The 19,625-nt window shown below is 56.2% G+C and carries 19 protein-coding genes; 9 read left to right on the plus strand and 10 right to left on the minus strand.

Annotated elements, in window-relative coordinates; translation table 11 throughout:
• Positions 1 to 147 precede the first annotated feature (147 nt).
• Together ACAM_RS06695 and ACAM_RS06700 are read left to right on the plus strand one after the other, a co-directional pair.
• Positions 148 to 894 (plus strand): queuosine precursor transporter, encoded by a 747-nt coding sequence (locus ACAM_RS06695; RefSeq protein ID WP_022542060.1) that lies wholly within the window; start codon positions 148 to 150, stop codon positions 892 to 894.
• A 34-nt stretch (positions 895 to 928) separates the two neighbouring features.
• Positions 929 to 1,327: a DUF120 domain-containing protein gene (locus ACAM_RS06700; RefSeq protein WP_022542061.1), complete on the plus strand. Its 399-nt coding sequence runs from the start codon at positions 929 to 931 to the stop codon at positions 1,325 to 1,327.
• On the opposite strand, the gene ACAM_RS06705 is transcribed toward ACAM_RS06700, so the two are convergent.
• Positions 1,316 to 1,747, minus strand: coding sequence for a hypothetical protein (locus ACAM_RS06705; protein ID WP_022542062.1), 432 nt, complete (start codon positions 1,745 to 1,747; stop codon positions 1,316 to 1,318). The genes ACAM_RS06700 and ACAM_RS06705 overlap by 12 nt on opposite strands.
• Before the next feature lie 250 nt (positions 1,748 to 1,997).
• Between ACAM_RS06705 and ACAM_RS06710 the strand changes: the two genes are divergently transcribed.
• Positions 1,998 to 3,176 (plus strand): amidohydrolase family protein, encoded by a 1,179-nt coding sequence (locus ACAM_RS06710; RefSeq protein ID WP_022542063.1) that lies wholly within the window; start codon positions 1,998 to 2,000, stop codon positions 3,174 to 3,176.
• Here ACAM_RS06710 and ACAM_RS06715 read toward each other — a convergent pair.
• From ACAM_RS06715 to gcvPA, 4 genes are all read right to left on the minus strand, one after another.
• Positions 3,142 to 3,468, minus strand: coding sequence for a hypothetical protein (locus ACAM_RS06715; RefSeq protein WP_022542064.1), 327 nt, complete (start codon positions 3,466 to 3,468; stop codon positions 3,142 to 3,144). The genes ACAM_RS06710 and ACAM_RS06715 overlap by 35 nt on opposite strands.
• Positions 3,469 to 3,544: 76 nt before the next feature.
• On the minus strand, positions 3,545 to 4,993 hold the full coding sequence (locus ACAM_RS06720) for a hypothetical protein (RefSeq protein WP_022542065.1): 1,449 nt from the start codon (positions 4,991 to 4,993) through the stop codon (positions 3,545 to 3,547).
• 741 nt (positions 4,994 to 5,734) lie between these two features.
• Positions 5,735 to 7,297 carry an aminomethyl-transferring glycine dehydrogenase subunit GcvPB gene (gcvPB, locus tag ACAM_RS06725; protein ID WP_062661530.1) on the minus strand — a complete coding sequence of 521 codons (1,563 nt, stop codon included), beginning with the start codon at positions 7,295 to 7,297 and terminating at the stop codon, positions 5,735 to 5,737.
• 5 nt (positions 7,298 to 7,302) lie between these two features.
• Positions 7,303 to 8,700: an aminomethyl-transferring glycine dehydrogenase subunit GcvPA gene (gcvPA, locus tag ACAM_RS06730; RefSeq protein ID WP_022542067.1), complete on the minus strand. Its 1,398-nt coding sequence runs from the start codon at positions 8,698 to 8,700 to the stop codon at positions 7,303 to 7,305.
• A gap of 160 nt (positions 8,701 to 8,860) precedes the next feature.
• On the opposite strand from gcvPA, the gene ACAM_RS06735 reads away from it, so the two are divergent.
• On the plus strand, positions 8,861 to 9,346 hold the full coding sequence (locus tag ACAM_RS06735) for a peroxiredoxin (RefSeq protein WP_148706458.1): 486 nt from the start codon (positions 8,861 to 8,863) through the stop codon (positions 9,344 to 9,346).
• A gap of 22 nt (positions 9,347 to 9,368) precedes the next feature.
• Here ACAM_RS06735 and ACAM_RS06740 read toward each other — a convergent pair whose 3' ends face one another.
• A complete protein-coding gene (locus tag ACAM_RS06740; protein ID WP_062661511.1) occupies positions 9,369 to 9,566 on the minus strand; it encodes a hypothetical protein in 198 nt (65 codons plus the stop codon).
• A 199-nt stretch (positions 9,567 to 9,765) separates the two neighbouring features.
• Here ACAM_RS06740 and ACAM_RS06745 point away from each other — a divergent pair, with 199 nt between their 5' ends.
• The 3 genes from ACAM_RS06745 to ACAM_RS06755 are packed head-to-tail and all read left to right on the plus strand — an operon-like array spanning position 9,766 to position 13,127.
• On the plus strand, positions 9,766 to 11,685 hold the full coding sequence (locus tag ACAM_RS06745; RefSeq protein ID WP_022542070.1) for a 2-oxoacid:ferredoxin oxidoreductase subunit alpha: 1,920 nt from the start codon (positions 9,766 to 9,768) through the stop codon (positions 11,683 to 11,685).
• Positions 11,675 to 12,631 carry a 2-oxoacid:ferredoxin oxidoreductase subunit beta gene (locus ACAM_RS06750; RefSeq protein ID WP_022542071.1) on the plus strand — a complete coding sequence of 319 codons (957 nt, stop codon included), beginning with the start codon at positions 11,675 to 11,677 and terminating at the stop codon, positions 12,629 to 12,631. Before ACAM_RS06745 ends, ACAM_RS06750 begins: the two co-directional genes overlap by 11 nt.
• A gap of 28 nt (positions 12,632 to 12,659) precedes the next feature.
• On the plus strand, positions 12,660 to 13,127 hold the full coding sequence (locus ACAM_RS06755; RefSeq protein WP_022542072.1) for a DUF1850 domain-containing protein: 468 nt from the start codon (positions 12,660 to 12,662) through the stop codon (positions 13,125 to 13,127).
• A 30-nt stretch (positions 13,128 to 13,157) separates the two neighbouring features.
• Here the strand turns inward: ACAM_RS06755 and ACAM_RS06760 are convergent, their stop codons facing one another.
• Positions 13,158 to 14,450 carry an aspartate aminotransferase family protein gene (locus ACAM_RS06760; RefSeq protein WP_022542073.1) on the minus strand — a complete coding sequence of 431 codons (1,293 nt, stop codon included), beginning with the start codon at positions 14,448 to 14,450 and terminating at the stop codon, positions 13,158 to 13,160.
• 257 nt (positions 14,451 to 14,707) lie between these two features.
• Here ACAM_RS06760 and ACAM_RS06765 point away from each other — a divergent pair, with 257 nt between their 5' ends.
• Entirely contained in the window at positions 14,708 to 16,903 is a 2,196-nt protein-coding gene (locus ACAM_RS06765; protein WP_022542074.1) for a TRAP transporter permease, read from the plus strand.
• 160 nt (positions 16,904 to 17,063) lie between these two features.
• Positions 17,064 to 18,038, plus strand: a complete 975-nt coding sequence (locus tag ACAM_RS06770; RefSeq protein WP_232502341.1) for a TAXI family TRAP transporter solute-binding subunit — start codon at positions 17,064 to 17,066, stop codon at positions 18,036 to 18,038.
• 51 nt (positions 18,039 to 18,089) lie between these two features.
• Here ACAM_RS06770 and ACAM_RS06775 read toward each other — a convergent pair whose 3' ends face one another.
• The 3 genes from ACAM_RS06775 to ACAM_RS06785 all read right to left on the minus strand — a co-directional run bounded on the left by ACAM_RS06775 (position 18,090) and on the right by ACAM_RS06785 (position 19,549).
• A complete protein-coding gene (locus ACAM_RS06775) occupies positions 18,090 to 18,473 on the minus strand; it encodes a hypothetical protein (protein ID WP_022542076.1) in 384 nt (127 codons plus the stop codon).
• 70 nt (positions 18,474 to 18,543) lie between these two features.
• Complete coding sequence (locus ACAM_RS06780; protein ID WP_022542077.1) at positions 18,544 to 19,215, minus strand: TIGR00266 family protein; 672 nt, start codon at positions 19,213 to 19,215, stop codon at positions 18,544 to 18,546.
• 118 nt (positions 19,216 to 19,333) lie between these two features.
• The gene (locus ACAM_RS06785) at positions 19,334 to 19,549 is read right to left on the minus strand and encodes a Sec-independent protein translocase subunit TatA/TatB (RefSeq protein ID WP_022542078.1); all 216 of its coding nucleotides are present in this window, start codon (positions 19,547 to 19,549) and stop codon (positions 19,334 to 19,336) included.
• Between the last annotated feature and the right edge of the window lie 76 nt (positions 19,550 to 19,625).

The raw sequence follows: 19,625 nt of genomic DNA on the forward strand, positions 1-19,625 counted from the left end.
GTAGAATCCTCTATTCTCCCCGGGTATCATAGGAGTGTCAGGGGTATTTGAGGCTAAACCGGTGAGGCGTCTGCTTAACAGTTTAAGCATGCGGGCCAGCCTTATTAGGCTCTGCAAATGCGTAGACCTTTCAGGGTGTAGACTTTCATGGAAGAGGAAGGGGAGAGGCTAGACAAGAGTGTGTGGCCCCTCATACTGTCTGCAGCTGTGTTCTCTGTAGCGCTAGTCAGCGCTAACTATCTCTCGGCCAAGCTCTTCATGATAGAGATACCTGGGCTCATAACCCTCGTCGGTCCCGCCGGGGTGGTGGCGTACTCCGTGACATTTATAGTTACGGATATTGTGAGCGAGGTTTACGGTAGGAGGGCTGCTGGGGCTGTGGTGGCCGCAGGGTTCGCCTCACAGATAGTCGCCCTCTTCCTCACATACGCGGCCATATCCTCCCCCCCAGCGCCCTTCAGCCCAGTACAGCAGGATGAGTATGCTAAGGTCGTTATGGCCGGGTTCAACATAATAATAGCTAGTCTCACAGCCTACCTGATCAGCCAGTACCACGACGTATGGTCCTTCCACTTCTGGAAGAGGCTAACACGCGGCAGGTGGCTGTGGCTCAGAAACAACATGAGTACATGGGCCAGCCAGCTAATCGACACCGTAGTGTTCCTATCCCTAGCCTTCTACATAATCCCCCTCCTCTCGCCCGCAGCCTCAGGCATAGAGCCGGTCAGCCTGTCGACCCTATGGGCCATGATATACAGCCAGTATATAATAAAGCTCGTGATAGCCGTGCTCGACACGCCTGTAGTCTACCTGGGCGTTTACCTGGTGAAGAGCTACATAGAGGACGGGCTCCAGGCCCAGCCCAGGATACTGGGCTTAATCACCGGCAAGTAAAGCCCCCTCTACACCGCAGAGGTGCTAGCGGGCTTTGGACTGTGGGGTCTTCGAGGGCACAGTCTTCAGCGGCCTCGGCCACGGCTCCTTCTATGTGAGCATATACGCCAGAAACTTCAGACGAGCCCTGGGCTATACACCCTACCCTGGAACGCTTAACCTTAAGATGGGGGAGGGTGCGGAGAGGCTTAGCGAGTGTATAGAGGGCGCGCGGGGCGTTAGGATAGAACCCCCCCGTATACCGGGTGAGAGGCTAGCGGCGGTCATAGCGTTCCCCGTGGAGATCGAGGGAGGGGTAAGGGGCCACATAGTCAGGCCGGAGATAACAGTCTACAAGGGAGACGTGGTTGAGATAGTTGCGGACGTCTATCTAAGGGACGTGTTGAAGATCTCCGACGGGGATAAAGTAAGGTTCAGGCTGCTAGACCCCTAGGGTGAGCATGGAGCCCAGCAGAGCGGCGCCTAGGCTGGCCAGCAGCGCTAGAAAGGCGGAAGCCCGGTAGCCCCCGAGGCCTGATTCACCCTCCGCTAGCCTCTTCCCCGCCACGTGAACCATGTAGAAGCCTGTGGCTGCAGCTACAATCCAGGAGACTATCTTCTCCCCAATTCTCCCGATGTGGGTGCCGAACTGGAACCAGTCTCCAGGGCCGGCGTCGTACTTTGCCAGGGCTATGCCTATGCCAACAATAGCTAGGAGCAGCAGGCTACCCATAGCCGCTGGGCCCAGGGTCTTCTGAACCGCCAGGACCTGGTCTCTACCCCTGAATGAGGCTACCAGGGCGGCCACCAGGAAGCCTATCCATATGGAGGCTAGGAGCAGGTGGAGGTAGTGGAGGATAAGCAAGACAGTCATGGCTACACGCCTCCAGAGATCTTAATGCTGTGGAGAATCAAGGTCTTTAAGCTGGATATAAACAACATTATTCCCTAGAGTTCCCCCATTGAGCTGGAGGCCTCAAGGCTTATAAACACCGGAATGCCAGATATTTTAGATAAAAGCAGCGCCTCCCACACGGCAGAGGCCTGCCACACCTCGTGAAGCAAGCCCCCCAGCCTGCGCCGCCAGGCTCGGGGGCGCGCGGCCCTCCAGACGGGTTGGGACCATGGGGTTTATTGAGTCTGATGTTGCTGTGGTGTATGGTAGGATAGTGGAGGGGTTTAGGGCTCCCTACAAGGAGGACCTCTACTTCAAGACAGTGGTTGTTCCGGGGTTCAGCGACGGCCACATGCACACGCAGGTGGTCGATGCTGGGCTTGCGCCCTCGAGGGTTTGGAGCAACAGTTATGAGTGGCTCGAGACAAGGCTCCTCAGGGTTGACGAGGCTGCTGTTAGAAGCGATCTAGACCTCTCCTCCAGGCTGGCGGCAGCCGCCTTCTCCAGATCCCTGCTCGAGGGGGCGACGCTCGTGGCCGCAACTGGCAGGCTCTCCGCCAACGTCAGGGGGTGGCTAAGCCTGCCCGCCAGGCCGCGGGCTATCTTCCTACCCACTGTTATGGACAGGGCTGGCTGGCCGAGCGTTGGTGAGGTGGAGGTTGAGATAGAGAGGCTGGAGGGACTGCTTAGAGATGGTTTGGCTAAGATAGGCGTTTTCGTCCATAGCCTGGGAACCGCCAGGCCGGAGAGCATTAGAAGGGCGCTTCAGGCCGCGGCCAGGAGGAGGAGGAGTATAGTGGGTATGCATCTAAGCGAGGGGGTCCCCGAGTCTGGGAGGCTCGTGGAAGTACTGGGCAGAGGGCCCTACCCGGCTAGGATAGTTGCGGTGCACTGCATGGAGGTCGAGGACCTCCCCACAGGTGTCAGGTGTATCTCCTGCCCGGCGTCGAACCAGATACTCTACCGCAGGACGAGGCCAACGCTAGAGGGGGTCGACGGCTTCGGCAGCGACTGGCCGCTTCTCATAGGAACGGTGGCCAGGCATCTGCCACTCATCAACAGGCTGTACCCTGGCAGGCTGCAGGAGATACTCTACAAGGCTACTATAGGCGGCTACAGGGCGTATCTCGCCCTGCACGACGGCGACTTCGCTGCTTACGACGCCGGCCTAGAGGACATCTTAGCGGGGAGGGCCCTCCCCGTTTGGGTGTCGGTGGCGGGGAGGCCAGCTGTGGTTGAAGGCCGCCTAGCCGGCTCCGGCTACAGCTACCCTGAGGTCCTCACCAGGATCAGGGAGCTGATCAGGGAGGCGCTAGAGAAGTACGGCGACGGCTCCAAGCCCTACGTGCCGGATATAGAGGGTGTGTACGAGGCTAGTCTAGCTCCAGAGGGAGGCCCTCGCTCCTGAGGGCCAGGAACACCGCCTCGGCGAGCTCCACTATCCTGCTGCTATCCCTCGAAGACACCTCCACAACAATCTCCCCCGGCTCCAGAGACCCCCCGCCCAGGGGCATCTTGAGCCTAACGCTAGCCTTGACCAGGCTATCACTCCTGCAGGATGCAAGCAGCCAAGTGGGGGCTCTGAAGCCCGGGCTACAGCCATAGTCACCCAGCACCCCGTATATTATGTCGAGCGTCTTCTCCACAACATCAAGACTCTTGAGGACAGCCCTCATCCTAACCCTCAGCCACTCGCCCAACAGACACACCCAACCATAGTGCTGGAAGGTGTTCCACGGGTTAGAATGTTTACCAGCCCTCCACAGAAGGCTGGGGCTATCCGGCCTCGAGGCCCAGGAACCTCCTAACGGCCCCAAGGGGCGGCTTAACCCTCTTCAAACCGCCACTCCCATCCTCGGCCTCGATCTTGACAGGCCCCGACACGCCGGCCTCAGCCAGCAGCGCGAGCGCTATCATACCCTGGTAGAGGGAGTAGTAGGGCCTAGCCAGGGTAGCGGGCTCCGAGGGGTCCACCCTGAGGTCGAGCTCCACGCTGTGGGGTTCGAAGCTAGCCTGGACTATGTCGTGGGATATCCTGCTTATCGGGTGCCCCCTCCAGAACTTGTACGCCCCGCTGTCGCCAGTGGCCAGAGTTTTCCCCTCGAGCAGCGTCAGGTCTATCCTGGTTATCCCCACGTCGCAGGGGGGAGGGCCGCTTGGTATTATGCTGGCGCCCGAGGCAAGCAGGTCCTGGAGGGCGAGGTAGGCTAAGACGTCTGCAACCGCGCTTGAGCTGCTCGGCCCGCCTCTCTTCACGGCGTTAGCCACCCTCTTCTGCACCTCGAGGACTGCGCACTCGGGTATGTAGACCTTGAGGCCTTCTAGGGCGTTGTTGTGTATGCCGAAGTAGATTAGGTTGGTATCTATAATAACCCCTGCACCTAACGCGCCGTCTACACCCCGAAGCCTCGCTGCCCCCATCCACGCTGGCAGTTGAACAAGGGCTTCGCCCCTCCTGTCAGCCAGGCCTGCGGCGAGTCTAGCGACTCTTGCAGCAGAGTTAGCGACGTCCTGGGGGTGGCAAAGCCTAAGCCTGATGGACTCCAGGCCGTCGACCTCAATCCTGGCCACACCGCACTCCGCCCTGAGAGGAGGCCCCGCCACGCTGAACGCCTGCACACTGTTGAGGCGGCGCGCGAGCTCTGCAACGCTGCAGCGTAGAGGCGGTAGATCGCCTCCCCACGGCGTCTCGCACTCCCTATCCCTCGAGGTTAGGTCGGGGAACCTGCTGGCCACACTCCCACGCCCGCCCACAGTCCCCACAACGCTGTGCATAAGGATAATCGGCTCCAGCCTACGAGGCACATACGGGTATATGAGCCCCGTCCAGGGGCCCCAGTAGAAGTGTACATGGGCGACGTCGAGCCTGCACCCCGCAGAGACGCTGGCCAGCGCCGTGCTAGCCGCAAGCCTCCTCCCCGCGCTGGATATAACCACGACACCCTCCTCCCCGCAGAACTTCTCCCTGAAAATCCTCCTGAGGACCTCGGGGAGCGTCCTCTCCCCCTGGACTTCGGGGATGGCGTGGCTGCTGAGGTCCTCGATGCTCACGTCAACCCTCAGATGCTGCTCGACAAGGCTTCTAACCCTCCGGGCGGCATCCCGGGCGCCGACATGTATCAGAGTCGCGGAGTCGAACCCCCGCTCCTCCCATATCCTAGAGGCGGCCGTCAACGCAGCCTCAACATTACCAGCCCCCCTGCTCACCGGGAGTATAAGCCTCACTCTACACCACCACCGGGCCATGGGAAGCGGTCAGATAGGGGTGGATCTCCCCACGGCCCGAACGGCTCAGAATTGGAGTCACACCTCATCCCGCCCCGCTAGAGTATACGGTCTAGAGGGCTGATATCCTGCGCAGGAGAGAGGGGCATTAACAGCTGCACATAGTAAGAGACTTGCTGAGGGGATAGTGCACCCGTGGATCAACCGTCTAATACACCCGACCCTACCGTGCCAGGCAGAGGCCCAGGCCATGGTGATACTCGGATGACGGCCGACACCGTAGATAATGCTCCATGGGCTATATGCCGGCTTTAAAACTGAATGTCATCCGCGGAGACGGTACTATCTTCGGGGTCGGGTTGAACGCTGCAACTCCCGAATAAGGTAATACCCTGGGGAAAGAAAACATTGGGATATGCGCCCGTGATCTAGCCCAACGGGGGAGGACCTAGACGTGCAGCCGTGTAGGAGGAGTACCTGGGGGGTGTGGGTGTGTTTCAACTCTCCCCAGAGGTAATACCCCGCCGCGCCCTGCCTATCTGGAAAGGGGGCTATGGGCTATCCCAGGTAACCTCTATTCCACCCTTACCTGATGGACGCGTGTCTACATAGGGTTAGCCGCCTTCAGGGACCTAGGGGTGGTTAGGGGGGTGGTTAACCTGTTTTCAACCGTTGGGTGCTTAACTCTACCGTTAACTCAACCTCTATCTCGGGGGTGGTTGAGTTAAGGCGCAGTTAACTCTACCTCAGCGGCCCCAGCCTGCCCTGCCTCCTGAGGACCTCAACCCTCCAGGTGGGCGTGACGGTTCTAGGGTGGTTGGCCCTCACGTTGTCCACCCTGGCTGAGCTGGTGTTCCTAGGCCACTTCTTGGGGGTGGATGGGTCTCTCCTGGCCTCCTCCGCTATCTCCTTTAGCCTGGCTGCGTAGGCCTCTATGTTCTCTTTCGTCTCGCTCTCGGTGAACTCTATCATGAGAGCCTCCTCCACGATCAGGGGGAAGTAGATTGTGGGGGCGTAGAGGCCGGCGTCTAACAGGCCCTTCGCAACGTCCTCCGCAGTGGCGCCCGTCTCCCTCTTCAGAGGCTTAGCACTGAGGACAGCCTCATGCTTCCTAGGCCTCCCTGGGGCGTAGGGTAGGCTGTAGCCCCAGTGGCCCTCCATTAGCTTGATGAAGTAGTTGGTGTTTACAACCGCAACCTCACCCGCAAGCCTGAGGCCCTGGGGTCCCATAGCCAGTATGTAGACGTAGGCCCAGAGGACTGCGAGGGTGTTCGCTATCCACGCTCTAAGCCTGCCCACGCTCCACCTGCCAGGCGGCCTCACCCTGTACAACCCCTCATCCTCGCTGTACACCACTCTAGGGCCAGGTAGGAGGTCCTCCAGTGTGACGCCGGGAGCAGCCTCAACCCTCCTCACGCACACGGGCCCGGAGCCGGGGCCGCCGCCGCCGTGGGGTACGCTGAAGGTTTTGTGCAGGTTAACGTGGGCTATGTCGAACTCCATATCCCCCGGCCTCGCCCTGCCTATGATGCCGTTGAGGTTGGCCCCGTCGTAGTAGAGGAGGCCTCCCGCCTCGTGCACTAGGCGGGCTATATCGAGGATGTTCTCCTCGAACAGGCCGAGGGTGCTGGGGTTGGTTATCATGAGGCCTGCTGTGTCCCCGCCGAGAGCGGCCTTCAAGGCCTCCATATCGACGTTACCGTCATCCCCGGTTGGCACCTCGACAACCTGGAACCCCCCCATGGCGGCGCTGGCGGGGTTAGTGCCGTGGGCGGAGTCGGGCACTATTATAACCCTCCTCTTATCTAGCTCCCCCCGTATCTCGTGGAACCTCTTAATCATCAAAACCCCAGCAAGCTCCCCCTGGCTGCCCGCGGCTGGGTGGACGGTGCAGGCGTCCATACCGGTTATGTGCTTCAGCCACTCCTGAACCATGTAAATAGCCTCCAGCACGCCCTGCACGGTCTCGTCGTCCTGGAGGGGGTGTAGAGTCTCGAGCCGGGGGTCGAAGGCGAGCCGGGCAGCCACCCGGGGGTTGTACTTCATCGTGCAGCTCCCTAGGGGGATCGGGCCGTTGTCTACCCCGTATGCCATCTGGCTGAGCCTAGTGTAGTGCCTCACAACCTCAACCTCGCTCACCTCGGGGAGGCTCGGGGGAGAGTCTCTGGCTAGAGTCCGCGGCAGCTGAATGGGGCCCACAGCCTTTACCACATCCTCCCCGGGCCGCGGAGGGAGAGCCCCCCGCCTCCCCGGTCTAGACATCTCTGTTATAAGCGGCTCATCCCACCTAGACTGCCTCCACACCAACCCTAACCACCCAGTACACTGTCGAGTAGATCAACCAGTAGATCCACATGGCGTTTACTATGTGCCTCGGTGACTGTGAGGAGCATGTCGTTTCTAGTGAAGAAGGAGAAGCCCCCCAGGGGTATCCCGGCCAGCACCCCCTTCTCGAGGAGCCTTCTCCTAGCCTCTGCAGCGTCTATGGGTAGCCTGACCGTGAAGTCCATTATAAACTCGCCTCTCAGGAGGGGCGCACTAACGCCTTCCAACTCGGAGAGCTTTCTGGCGGCATAGTGGCTCATGTACCAGGAGGCCTCTGCAACCTCCCTGAGGCCCTGGGGGCCTAGTAGGCTGAGGTAGACGGCGGCGGCTATGGCCATGAGGGCCTCGTTGGTTGTTATGTTGCTCGTCGCCTTCGCCCTCCTTATATGCTGCTCCCTGGTCTGGAGTATCATGGCGAAGGCCCTCCTGCCCTCGGCGTCCACAGTCATTCCTATAAGCCTCCCGGGCATCTGCCTGACGAGCCTGCCCTCCCACCTCACGGCAAAAACGCCGAGATAAGGGCCCCCATAGTTGAGGCCGAGGCCTAGGGGCTGGCCGTCGCCAACCGCCACATCAGCTCCAAGCCTCCCGGGCGGCTTGAGGAGAGCCATGCTCACAGGTTCAACGCCCAGGATGAAGAGACCTCCCGCCCTGTGCACGGCCTCCCCAGCAGCCTCAATGTTCTCGTCTATAACCCCGGTGTAGCTACTCGGATACTCCATGTAGAGGGCTGCGGTGTCGCCGTGCGAGAGCTTACGCTCCAGGTCCTCCAAGTCTATAAACCCCGTCTCCCTATCAACCCTAACCTCCTCTATCTTAACCCCGCCGCCGTAGGCGTAGCTAGCCGCCGTCTCCAGGTGGAGGGGGTTCATAGTCTCCGGGACTAGAACCCTCTCCCTCCTCGTCACCCTCCTAGCCATGAGAATCGCCTCGCCCACGGCGCTGCTCCAGTCGTAGAGGCTAGCGTTAACAACCTCCATCTCAAGCAACTCCGCCACAAGGCTTTGATACTCGAAGAGGGCCTGCATCAGCCCCTGGCTTATCTCGGCCTGGTAGGGTGTGTATGCTGTGAGGAACTCACCCCGGCTTATAAGGGCCTTGACTGCGGAGGGGATGTAGCGGGGCCAGACCCCCCCGCCCATGAACGGCGGAGGGTCTGTGAAGTACCTGTTCCTAGAGAGAAGCCTCTCTATCCTGGCAAGAACCTCGGCTTCTCTGAGGGGCCTCCCCTCTCCTATCGGGAGCGAGTCCCATTCCTCCGGCGACAGCTTTATAGAGGGGGGTATATCCCTGTAGAGATCGTCGACAGAAGAGACCCCCATAGCCTCCAACATCTCATCCAGCACCGCCCTGTGCGAATTCGGTATCCAAGGATGTTCCAACTGTAGTTACACCAACCTGTAGGAGGGTGGGCGGGCCTGGTTATCAGTGTTAAGGGCTTATCAGGCTATTACGAGTCCGGTTTCTCCGTAATTAATGTATAGCCGTGCTGCTGTTGTTTAAAGGCTCTGGAGGTAGACTTTGTTTAACGGTGTGAAAGGCTTGGTTGAGCTTGGAGACAAGGCGCCAGACTTCACCCTTCCCAACCAGGATTTCGAGCCAGTCAGCCTCTACGAGGTCCTCAAAAAGGGGAGGCCCGCGGTCCTCATATTCTTCCCCGCGGCCTTCAGCCCCGTCTGCACAAAGGAGCTGTGCACATTCAGGGACAAGATGGCCCAGCTGGAGAAGGCTAACGCGGAGGTCCTCGCCATAAGCGTGGACAGCCCATGGTGCCTCAAGAAGTTTAAGGATGAGAACAGGCTCGCCTTCAACCTGCTCTCAGACTATAACAGGGAGGTTATAAAGCTCTACAACGTCTACCACGAGGACCTGAAGGGGCTAAAGATGGTGGCTAAGAGGGCTGTGTTCATAGTCAAGCCCGACGGTACTGTAGCTTACAAGTGGGTAACCGACAACCCGTTAAACGAGCCAGACTACGACGAGGTAGTGAGAGAGGCTAACAAAATAGCTGGAGAGCTAGTCGCCTGACCCCCCCAGGCGCCCAGGGTTTTCAGACCTGCCTGGCCTCCTCCTTTTTACCCTCGAGCTCGTCTATCATCCTCTGTACTATATATACTATCTCCGGGTTCGCATCTATCTCGAGCAGCCTGTTGTAGATCTCCTTCAGCCTCTGCAGGTTCTTCTCCTTGAACGCTTTCCTAGCCTCATCGTAAAGCTGTATGTCCTCGCTACTCGGGGTCATGCACATTCTCAATTCACCCCGTTAAGGCTAGAGGAGTCTGGGGTATATGTATTTTTAGCTTGCTCCCGGATCGAGCCGCCTTGGCCAGCATAACATATTTATAGGTTCAATCTCGGCATGATATAATTTTAAACTTTAAAGGTCTACGTAGGATTTCTACAATATTGAATACGTGTAGAACCCATGGAGGGTGGTGCTTTCTAAAATGAGAAAGGACGTTATCCTCCTAGTAGGGGGGGCTCAGGGCTCGGGCTTGGAGACGACAATGCAGGTCCTAGCCCCCGCCTATGCCAACCTGGGCTACGGCGTGCTGGCCAATAGAGAGTATTTCAGCAACATTGTCGGCAGGCACAGCTATATACACATAAGGGTGTCCAGCAGTGGCGAGGCCAGGCCTCTCTACTACCCTGTGGACTTCTTGGGTGCTATGGATGCAGAGACCGTGTTCACCCACTGGGACGACATTGGGAACGGCGGTTTCCTGCTCTACGATCTAGGGACGGCGCGCACCAGGCTACAGCAGATAGCGAGTATGGAGCCCGACCTGAGGAGCAGGCTGATGCAGCAGTATAAGGAGGCTGGTATTGAGCCGTTCACCGTGGAGAAGGTTGTGGAGTATCTTGAGAAGGAGAGGAGTGTTAGGGTTATAGGACTTAGCTTCACGGCTCTGTTCGACGTGTTGATAAAGAAGCACGGCCTCTCGAGGGCGCAGGCCCAGAGGTTTAGGAGCAGCATACTCATAGGCGCGATCGCAGGGCTCACCGGCCTTGACAGGGAGGCACTCGACCTTGGCCTACAGAGGAGGTTCGGCTCCAGGCCTAAGGTGCTGGAGATAAACAGGGACTTCATAGCGAGTGTGGCGGATGAGGTGGAGAAGGAGTATGGAGCCCAGCTTAAGCTAGAGCCGGCCAAGCCCAAGACCGGGGAGTACATAGTCGCCTCGGGCAACGATGCTGTGGCTATGGGTAAGGTTGTGGGGGGCATAAGGTACCAGGCTTACTACCCCATAACCCCGGCCAGCGATGAGAGCGTGCTGCTGGAGGAGTTCGAGGGCCTCAAGGTTGATGGCGAGAGCCTGGGCTCCATAGCGATTCTCCAGACAGAGGACGAGATAGCTGCTATAAGCAGTGTGATAGGCGCGGCCCTGACAGGTGCTAGAGCTTCAACGGCGACGAGCGGCCCAGGCTTCAGCCTAATGGTCGAAGCCCTAGGCTGGGCGGGGAAGAATGACGTGCCCATAGTAATAACATACTACCAGAGGGGAGGCCCCAGCACCGGCTTGCCAACAAGGGGGAGCCAGTCAGACCTCCTCTTCTCCCTATTCGCTAGCCACGGCGAGTTCCCTAGGATAATACTCTCCAGCGGCGACCATCTCGAGGCGTTTTACGACGCTATAGAAGCCTACAACCTGGCGGAGAGGTACCAGATGCCCGTTATACACATGCTGGACAAGTTCCTGGCCAATATGGTAGCCTCCATACCCTTCCCCGACTGGGGGTCTATAAAGATAGATAGGGGCAAGACGCTCTTCAAGGCGCCTCCAGGCCCCTTCAAGAGGTTCCCCAGGGACCAGCCGCTAGCCGAGAGGCCTGTACTCGGCTCGGGAGCGATAACATGGTATACTGGCGATGAGAACGATGAGTTCGGCCACATTGACGAGGATCCTGTCAACAGGCTGGTCATGTACGAGAGGAGGTGGAAGAAGATGGAGATTGCTGACCGGGAGATACCTGAGGACTTCAGGGTGAAATACTATGGCGGGGAGGACGCTGACGTGCTGCTCGTCGGCTGGGGCTCTGTTAAGATCCCGGCTCTAGAGGCGATAGAGAGGCTCAGGGAGAAGGGTGTGAGCGCCGCCTACCTGCATCTCAGGATGCTTAGCCCGCTGCCGAAGAGGAGGGTGTCGGAGGTCCTCTCCAGATTCAAGCCAGAGAGGGTTATTGCTGTGGAGGCCAACTACCTTGGCCAGGCCTCAAAGATAGTCACGATGGAGACGGGATTCGTGTTTAGAAAACATATTTTAAAGTGGACGGGGAGGCCCATATACCTCCACGAGCTTGTGGAGGGCGTTTTGGACATAGTTAAGAATGGTAGGGATAGGGTGGTGTTGAGCTATGGCAAGTAGGGGTGTAGCATCCTACAGGACAGAGGTATGGTCCGACTGGTGCCCCGGGTGCGGCGACTTCGGCATACTTGCTGCCATGCAGAAGGCCTTCGCCGAGCTGAACCTAGATCCCTCGCAGACAGTCGTGGTGTCCGGCATAGGCTGCAGCAGCAAGACACCCCACTTCATAAACGTCAACGGGGTCCACACGATACACGGCAGGGGCATAGCATTCGCCACAGGGATAAAACTCGCTAACCCACAGCTTAAGGTAATCATAAACGGCGGAGACGGCGACCTGCTGGGCATAGGCGTTGCCCACTTCGTGGCACTAGGCAGGAGGAACCTGGATGTCACAGTGCTGATACACAACAACCAGGTGTATGGCCTGACGAAGGGCCAGGCCAGCCCGACGCTGAGGAGGGGGGAGAAGGTCAAGAGCCTGCCAGTCCCCAACCTCCAGGACGCTGTGAACCCGATAGCCCTGGCAATAGCATCAGGCTACACCTTCGTGGCCAGAGCCTACTCCCTGTGGGTAGACCATCTCAAGGAGATACTCAAAGCGGCAATAAACCATAAGGGCTCCGCGGTTATAGACGTTCTCCAGCCGTGCGTAACCTACAACGACATATACACAGCGGAGTTCTACAAGGACAGGCTATACAAGCTGGAGGACGACCCCAGCTGGGACCCCATAGTGAGGGACCCCTCTGAGGATGAAGAGAAGAAGGCGGCCGCTATCAAGAAGGCGGAGGAGTGGGGCACCCGGATACCCGTAGGCGTGTTCTACGTCAACCCCCTGAAGGATACGTACGAGGAGAGACTGTCACAGAGGAACCCATCCTACAGAATAGACAACCCCCCGGCTCTCCAGCCAATAAGCCGGGAGGATGGCAGCCCGATAGTAGGCCCCCAGGAGTTTAGGAGGCTCTTCAAGAGGTTCATAGTAAACGTAAAGACCGTGTAGCCCGGGGAAAGCCTAGGGGCGACCGTTTTTGAGCCTTCCAAGGCTCCTACTCGCGCTCTCAATAATATCGCTCTCCCTCTTCTGGCTGGCCAGCCTTGACGACAGCCAGGCTGGCTACGATATAGTTATACGCTGCAGCTCCACCTTTTACTCGAAAGCCTGGTCCGAAACCGTGGATGAGGTTGAAATATCCTTCCTCCACAGTGTACACAAGGAGGTTGAGACCAACATAATGACGGTGGGCAGAAGAGGGTTCTGGCTCAGGGAGGTGCGCATCCCCGAGACCGGGGCCGGCACACCCTATAATCTCGAGGACCTAGGCGGCTCCGGCTCCGTCTATCTCAAGGATGGAGTACTAGTGTTCTCCAGCCTCAACGTCTACAGGGGGAAGAGTGTAGTCTATAACCTTGGGGTTTGGGGAAACGTTGATATAAAGCTCGACGGCAGACCGGTTGACACGAGAGGCTGCCGCCTTCTAGCCCTAAAAACCCCTTAACGGCGACTATTAAGCCGCGGGCTCTTCTCCTCACAAATACTCCCTGGCAGTCCTCAACGCCTTCTCCGCCGCTCTGTGGAAGGCTTCAAACTCGTCCCCACCATGGGAGTACGCTAGGTGCATCCTCTTCAGCGGGTTTGGCGTAACCAGTATACCAAGTCGCCTTAGCTCGCTTGCGAAGGCCCTATAGGCTTTGCCATTAGCTCTAAGTGCTTCCTCCAGGTTTTTGGGCCTACTGTCCAAGCCGAAGTATATGCTTACCGAGCCTCCGAATTGAGATACAACAGCCTCAACCCCGAGGTCCTCCGCCAGATCCCGTAGAATCCCGGCGAGGTCCTTGGCCTTCCGGTTCAGCACGCGGGTTAGCCCAACCCTCTCCGCCTTCTCCAGGGTAGCCACCCCCGCCGCCATAGAGAGGGGGTGGCCGGAGTACGTCCCGCTGCTTACAACCCCCCTGCCCAGCAGCTCCATGACCTCGCCGCCGCCTAATAGTGCGGCGACGGGCATGCCGTTGGCTATAGCCTTGCCAACAGTGGTTAAGTCTGCCTTGACGCCGAAGTAGTCCTGCATGCCCCTGTCGCTCACCCTTATGAAGGTTATGATCTCGTCGAAGATCAACAGCGAACCGTGGCTGTCGCACAACCTTCTAAGTTTTGCTACGAAATCCCTTTCCGCCGGTATAACGCCCATGCTGTGGGCCACAGGCTCTAGTATGAAAGCGGCGACCCTGTCGCCAAACTTCTCCATGAACCTCTCTACAGCTTCTAAGTCGTTATAGGGGAGGACCTCGACTGTCGATGCTACTGCATCCGGAATCCCCTTCGATTCAGCGGTCTTACCCTTGTAGGCGGGGGTTTTGACGTTGTACATGGAGTAGTCGTGCCAGCCGTGGTAGTTGCCGTCGAACTTGACGATGAGGTCCCTACCCGTGTATGCCCTCGCAAGCCTGATAGCAATCATTACTGCCTCGCTGCCACTGTTGGTGAACAACACCTTATCATACATGGGAAACCTTCCGATTAGCTTCTTCGCAAAGGCTATCTCAACATCGCTGACACCAGCCCCGTGGAGGATGAGCCTGTCAAGCTGCTCTCTAACCCGCGTTACAACGTAGTCGTCATTATGGCCTAGGGCTATGGCGCCGAACGCCATGTGGAAGTCTATATACTCCCTCCCCATATAATCCCTTATCCTAGAGCCCTTGGCCTGAGAGACTATCAGGGGATCTATACTATGGAACTCTCTCCTAAGCCCGCCTTGAGCGCCGCCTACGAACAGGGAGAGAGCGTCGCCCCAAAGTCCATCCTCACCCTTACTACCCAACACTCTCCACCGAAACACTAGGGCCGAGCCCAGGCTTCCAACGCCTACCTTACCCCGCCCAGCTATTTAGTCTTTCACAACACACAGTCTAGCCTCCTAACAATTTATTACCCGGGGGCCTAGAAGATACTCCGATTAGACTATGTTAGTAGGATAGCTAGCCTCAGCCTACCCGCGTGTTTGCAAATGATATATCTAGGGTCTGGGGGCGGGGAGTGCTGCTATGTTGCCTGGATTGGGTGCAGTGGTGTTGAGGCGTGGGTTCTGATAGGGCTTCCGAGGTTATTCGTAGGGTTATCGGCGAGAGGGAGCTTTGGGGTCTTTCGGCTAGGATTATCCTTGCGGTTGCGGCGTTCATGGCGTTTCTAGAGGTATTCTATGTTATGCAGTTCGGTCTAGTGCTCTACAGGTTTCTGGAGAGCATGGGTTTAGAGCTGCCTAACTTCTACAAGTACCCTGATATATTCTTCCAGCTATATCCTGCGAAGGCTATAGTACTCGGCCTCGTAATAGCTGGAGCCTTCATAATTTACCCCATAAGCAGGGCTAGGGGCCCCTACGACACGGTGCCACTCTATGATTATGTTCTAGCTATCATAGCCGGCCTCTCCCCATTCTATGTCGTCTACCTTTACGCCAGGTACAAGACGGTGGAGTTCACCATAGAGGAGCTCTCATGGCTGGATCTCGCTCTCGTCCTCGCTATACTGATAGCCCTGGCGGAGGCGACTAGACGGAGCCTGGGTATACTTCTTCCCGCGATAATGGCTGTCTTCACAGCCTACGGATTTATCTATGCATACACCCATCCCCCCTTCGGTGTAGAGGGGCTACAAGTCTTTAGGAGGCTGGTAACGGCGTTCATAAGCCAGAACCAGGGTTTCCTGGGTGTACCTCTCACTGTCATGGTCTACTACGTTTTCATATTTCTCTTCTTCAGCTCGTTCCTGGACAAGCTTGGAGTTGGAAAGTATATTACGGACTTGATGACAGCACTCTTCGGTAGAAAGCCTGGGGGCCCTGCGAAAGTTGCCGTTGTCTCAAGCGCCCTGATGGGCACGATATCCGGAAGTAGCGTAGCCAACACGCTTACCACCGGAACTTTCACAATACCAGCCATGAAGAGGGCTGGCTTCCCTCCAGAGGTTGCAGGGGCTATAGAGCCTGTTGCTTCCACAGGAGGCCAGCTGATGCCCCCGATTATGGGGGCTGCGGCTTTCATAATGGCGGAGTTCGTGGGCATACCCTATGGCATGGTTGTGGTGGCAGCGCTACTACCCGCTATACTCTACTTCTACAGCATCTACGTTTTCGTAGATAAGGAGTCTAAGAAGAGGCGCCTCAGGGGGATTCCAGAGGGCGAGCTACCGCCCCTTAGACCGCTACTCTACAGGCTCTACTACCTCCTACCCATACCGCTTATCCTAGTGGGACTCCTGAAGCTCGCCCCCCATCACGCTGTGATGGCGGGTATACTGGCCACGGTGGCTGTGTATGTGATCGACACGATCATCTACGGCGAGAGGGCTGTGCGGCTACCCAACACTTTAATACTCTTGCTGCTGGCCCTCACCGTCGTCATCCCGCTGGTCTCGACCCCAATGGGGCTTGCGCAGTCACTATTCTTCGCAGGCGGGACTTCAATAATTATTGCACTAGTGGGCGGCCTGTTTAGCGGAAGCCTTAGGGAGCTAGCAGCCGCTACTGTCAGGGCTGTAGAGTCTAGCTTTAAAAATAGCATACCCGTCTTCCTTGCGGCAGCTACAGCCAGCGTTATACAGTCTATGATAACATTTACAAACCTACATAAAACTCTGGGAGACATGCTCCTCACCCTCAGCATGGGGATACTAATGCTGCTTCTGATAGCTACAGCCGTGTTCAGCATAATACTGGGTATGGGGGTGCCGACGACAGCTAACTACATTATAACGGCCACTATACTTGCAGGTACACTAGCGGGATACTTGAAGGAGAGCCTAGGCTATGCCGAGCTGGAGGCGACGCTGGCGTCACACATGTTCGTCCTATACTATGGGATACTGGCGGACATAACTCCTCCTGTAGCTCTAGCGGCGTTTGTAGGGGCTGTGCTAGCTGGCGCAGACTTTTGGAGGACAGCGATAAACGCTACCATCTATGGTTTTGCAAAGTACATACTACCCTTCGTGTTTGTCTATTCGCCAGTTATATTGATAGTAACGGTTGACAGTTGGGGGGTGGATGAGGCTATAAGGCTAGCATACACTATAGCAGTAGTGCTTATAATCATACATGTCGCGTCAAGCGGATTTATAGGGTGGGTTTTCGACAGGCCCCTCAGCAACAAGCCGCTTAGAGCGGCTATGGTGCTCTTTTCCGCATTGTCGGTAACGCTGAACCCGGTGATAGTGGCTTTAGCTTTGGCAAGCTACGTGGCCGGACTCATCTACACTAGAAGATCCGTTGGTTAAAGCTGAGACTATCTACGCCGGTGAACTTTATTGTATTTTCACTGCTTAACTATCGGAAGCTTACATATATACTACATCATTATCCTCTATTAAGTATGCCACTCGGATCTAAGGTATAGTGATCTATAGCACAATATGAACAGGGTGATCATGCTTGGCTATGAATCAGAGGCTAATGATTGCAGGGGCAGCCGTAGTCATAGTTATCGTCTTAATAGCAGGATACCTCCTGCTACAAGGCGGACAGGAAGTTAGGCTGGTAATGGGCACCGGATCACCCGGTGGCATATATAATCCCCTGGGCTTCAAGATAGCAGAGGTCGTCTCGAAATACAGTGATAAAGTCGAGATAGAAGCTCAGGAGAGCGGAGCCAGCGTGGCAAACGCTAAGGGCATAAAAGCAGGCGATTACCAGCTAGCCATGATGCAGAGCGACGTAGCCTACTTCGCCTACAACGGCAAGCTTCTTAAGGACTTCGAGGGCAACCCTGTAGAGGACCTCAGGGCGCTAGCGGCACTCTATCCAGAGCCTATACAGATAGTAGCTAGGGCTGGAGCAGGAATAGAAACAATTTGGGATCTAGAGGGCAAGAGGGTTGCCGTAGGAAACCCAGGCAGCGGCCTATACGCGACGGCATACACCATACTCAGCGCTCTGGGACTTTGGGATAAGATAGACAAAGTAGAGTTCGGCTTCGCCGAGGCTAGCAGCGCAATGAAGCAAGGCACCGTCGACGTACTCTTCATAGTAGCGGGAGTCCCCACGCCTAAGATAGAGGAGATAGCAACACAGGTTGACGTTGTGCTTGTTGAGGTCCCAGACGACGCTATTCAGAAGTTGAAGGACGCTGGTCTAGGTAATCTTTACCTGAAATACACGATACCAGCCGGCAGCTACGACTTCCAAAAGGAGGATGTAACTACACTTACAGTCACAGCGCTTCTGGTTATAGACAAGGATGTACCCGAGGATATAGCCTATGAGATACTTAAAACCATGTTCGAGCATCTAGACGAGATAAAGACTGTCCACGCAAGGGCCAAGGACATAAGCCTCGACAAGGCACCAATAGTGCCTATACCACTGCACCCAGGCGCCGAGAAGTATTATAAGGAGCAGGGAGTACTATCGTAGGCGTTAACACTCTAACGTATGAAAATAGGGCGCCAACCCGGTAGGACGCCCTCAACCTTCAGCTGTGTTGGGGGCATTTTCAACAATAACATCTTTTACTTTGGACTTGTCTATTAGCCTTAGCACCGGGCAGTTCTCAACACCCTTCATAACCACCTCCCTGGGAGCGGGAGCCCTGATCCTTATGACTATATATTCTATCTCTTCGGAGCCGTCGAGAAGCTTATCTATGTCGACATAAGCTTCTATAGAAACGCTAACTCTATCGACGCTGGCATTCTCGGCAACCTTCTTCCCTATACACGCCGAAAGCAGTGACAGCATGAAAGAGGGGTTAAGGGTAGCAAGCTCAAACTCCCTGTCCCCCTCGACGACTGCTTTACCAGCCTTACTGTCGACAAGAGACTTTGCTTCGAAAAACTTTATAGTAGGCATCCTACGCCGCCCCCTATGTGTACTGGATGCTGGGGAGGCTTCAAAAGGCGGGATCTAAAGTTGTATCGCCTTATTTCTTGCTTGGTATGAATTTGCCTAGGATACCGGCGAACGCAGGGAGATTTCTAGTCTGGACCCAAAGGTCTGCTGGCCCTTCCACGTCCACTACCACGCCTTCTCCTCCCAGGAAGAAGGTTTTCCAGCCTCCGAACTTCCTAATATTCCATCTTCCCCCCTTTATTGCCACGAAATGACCATTATCTATGGTAATTTTCTCGCCTAGACCGACTTTTATATGTTCTAGGGCTCCGAAGCTGTTTATAAAGACGGTGCCATGACCCTTAGCCTTTACCCAGACAAGCTCACCCTCGGCTATAAGCCCCTTGAAGCCTCTCCATCCAACACTTACCTCCACATCACCGATGTGGGCTAGATAGCTTGAATCCTGTATGTACACCTCTTCCCCGCTGAGCTCTACAGCGGCTATATCCCCGGTGACTGGGGGGGCTATCCAGACCTCGCTCTTTGATCTAGCTGTTATGATGTTGAAGAAAAGGCTCTCACCGCCAGCCACAGCCCTTAGAAGGCCGCGGACTATGCCTCCCCCCATGGTGGTTTTAACCTCTATATCTCCCCTGTTCAGCATGTACGAGCCAGATTCTACCCAGACGCTCTCACCCTCGTTAAGCTCGACTTTAAGGACTGTAAATGCAGGGCCCTTCTCAAGAACATACTTAACCATTAATCTATACACCGATAGTAAAGTATGTATTTAGTGCTTATATAAAACCGTAAAAAAAGGCAAATATATTTTGCTCCTAAGTTTCCGGGTTTCCCGTTATTATAGGCTTTGGGAGAGGCTAACCCTTTTCCTCCTTCTCGCCGCCAGCATTCTTCTTAGCCTGTTGGGTGGAGGACGCTTCGCTCTCGCCCGAGATACTGTTCCTCAGCTCCTTCACTGCTAGACCCAGGTTTCTGGCTATCTCGGGTATTTTTGAAGGACCGAATATTATTAGCAGTATTAGAAGGATTAAGACCAGCTCGGGTACGCCGAGGCTTGGTATGCCTATGGGCATCCTCTGGTCCCCAAGTATTTGACTTGTTCTTTACAGTTTATTATGTATTAGCGCTTTCGAGAGTGTGGAAGAAATT

The organism is Aeropyrum camini SY1 = JCM 12091, from assembly GCF_000591035.1.
Taxonomy (GTDB): Archaea; Thermoproteota; Thermoprotei_A; order Sulfolobales; family Acidilobaceae; genus Aeropyrum; species Aeropyrum camini.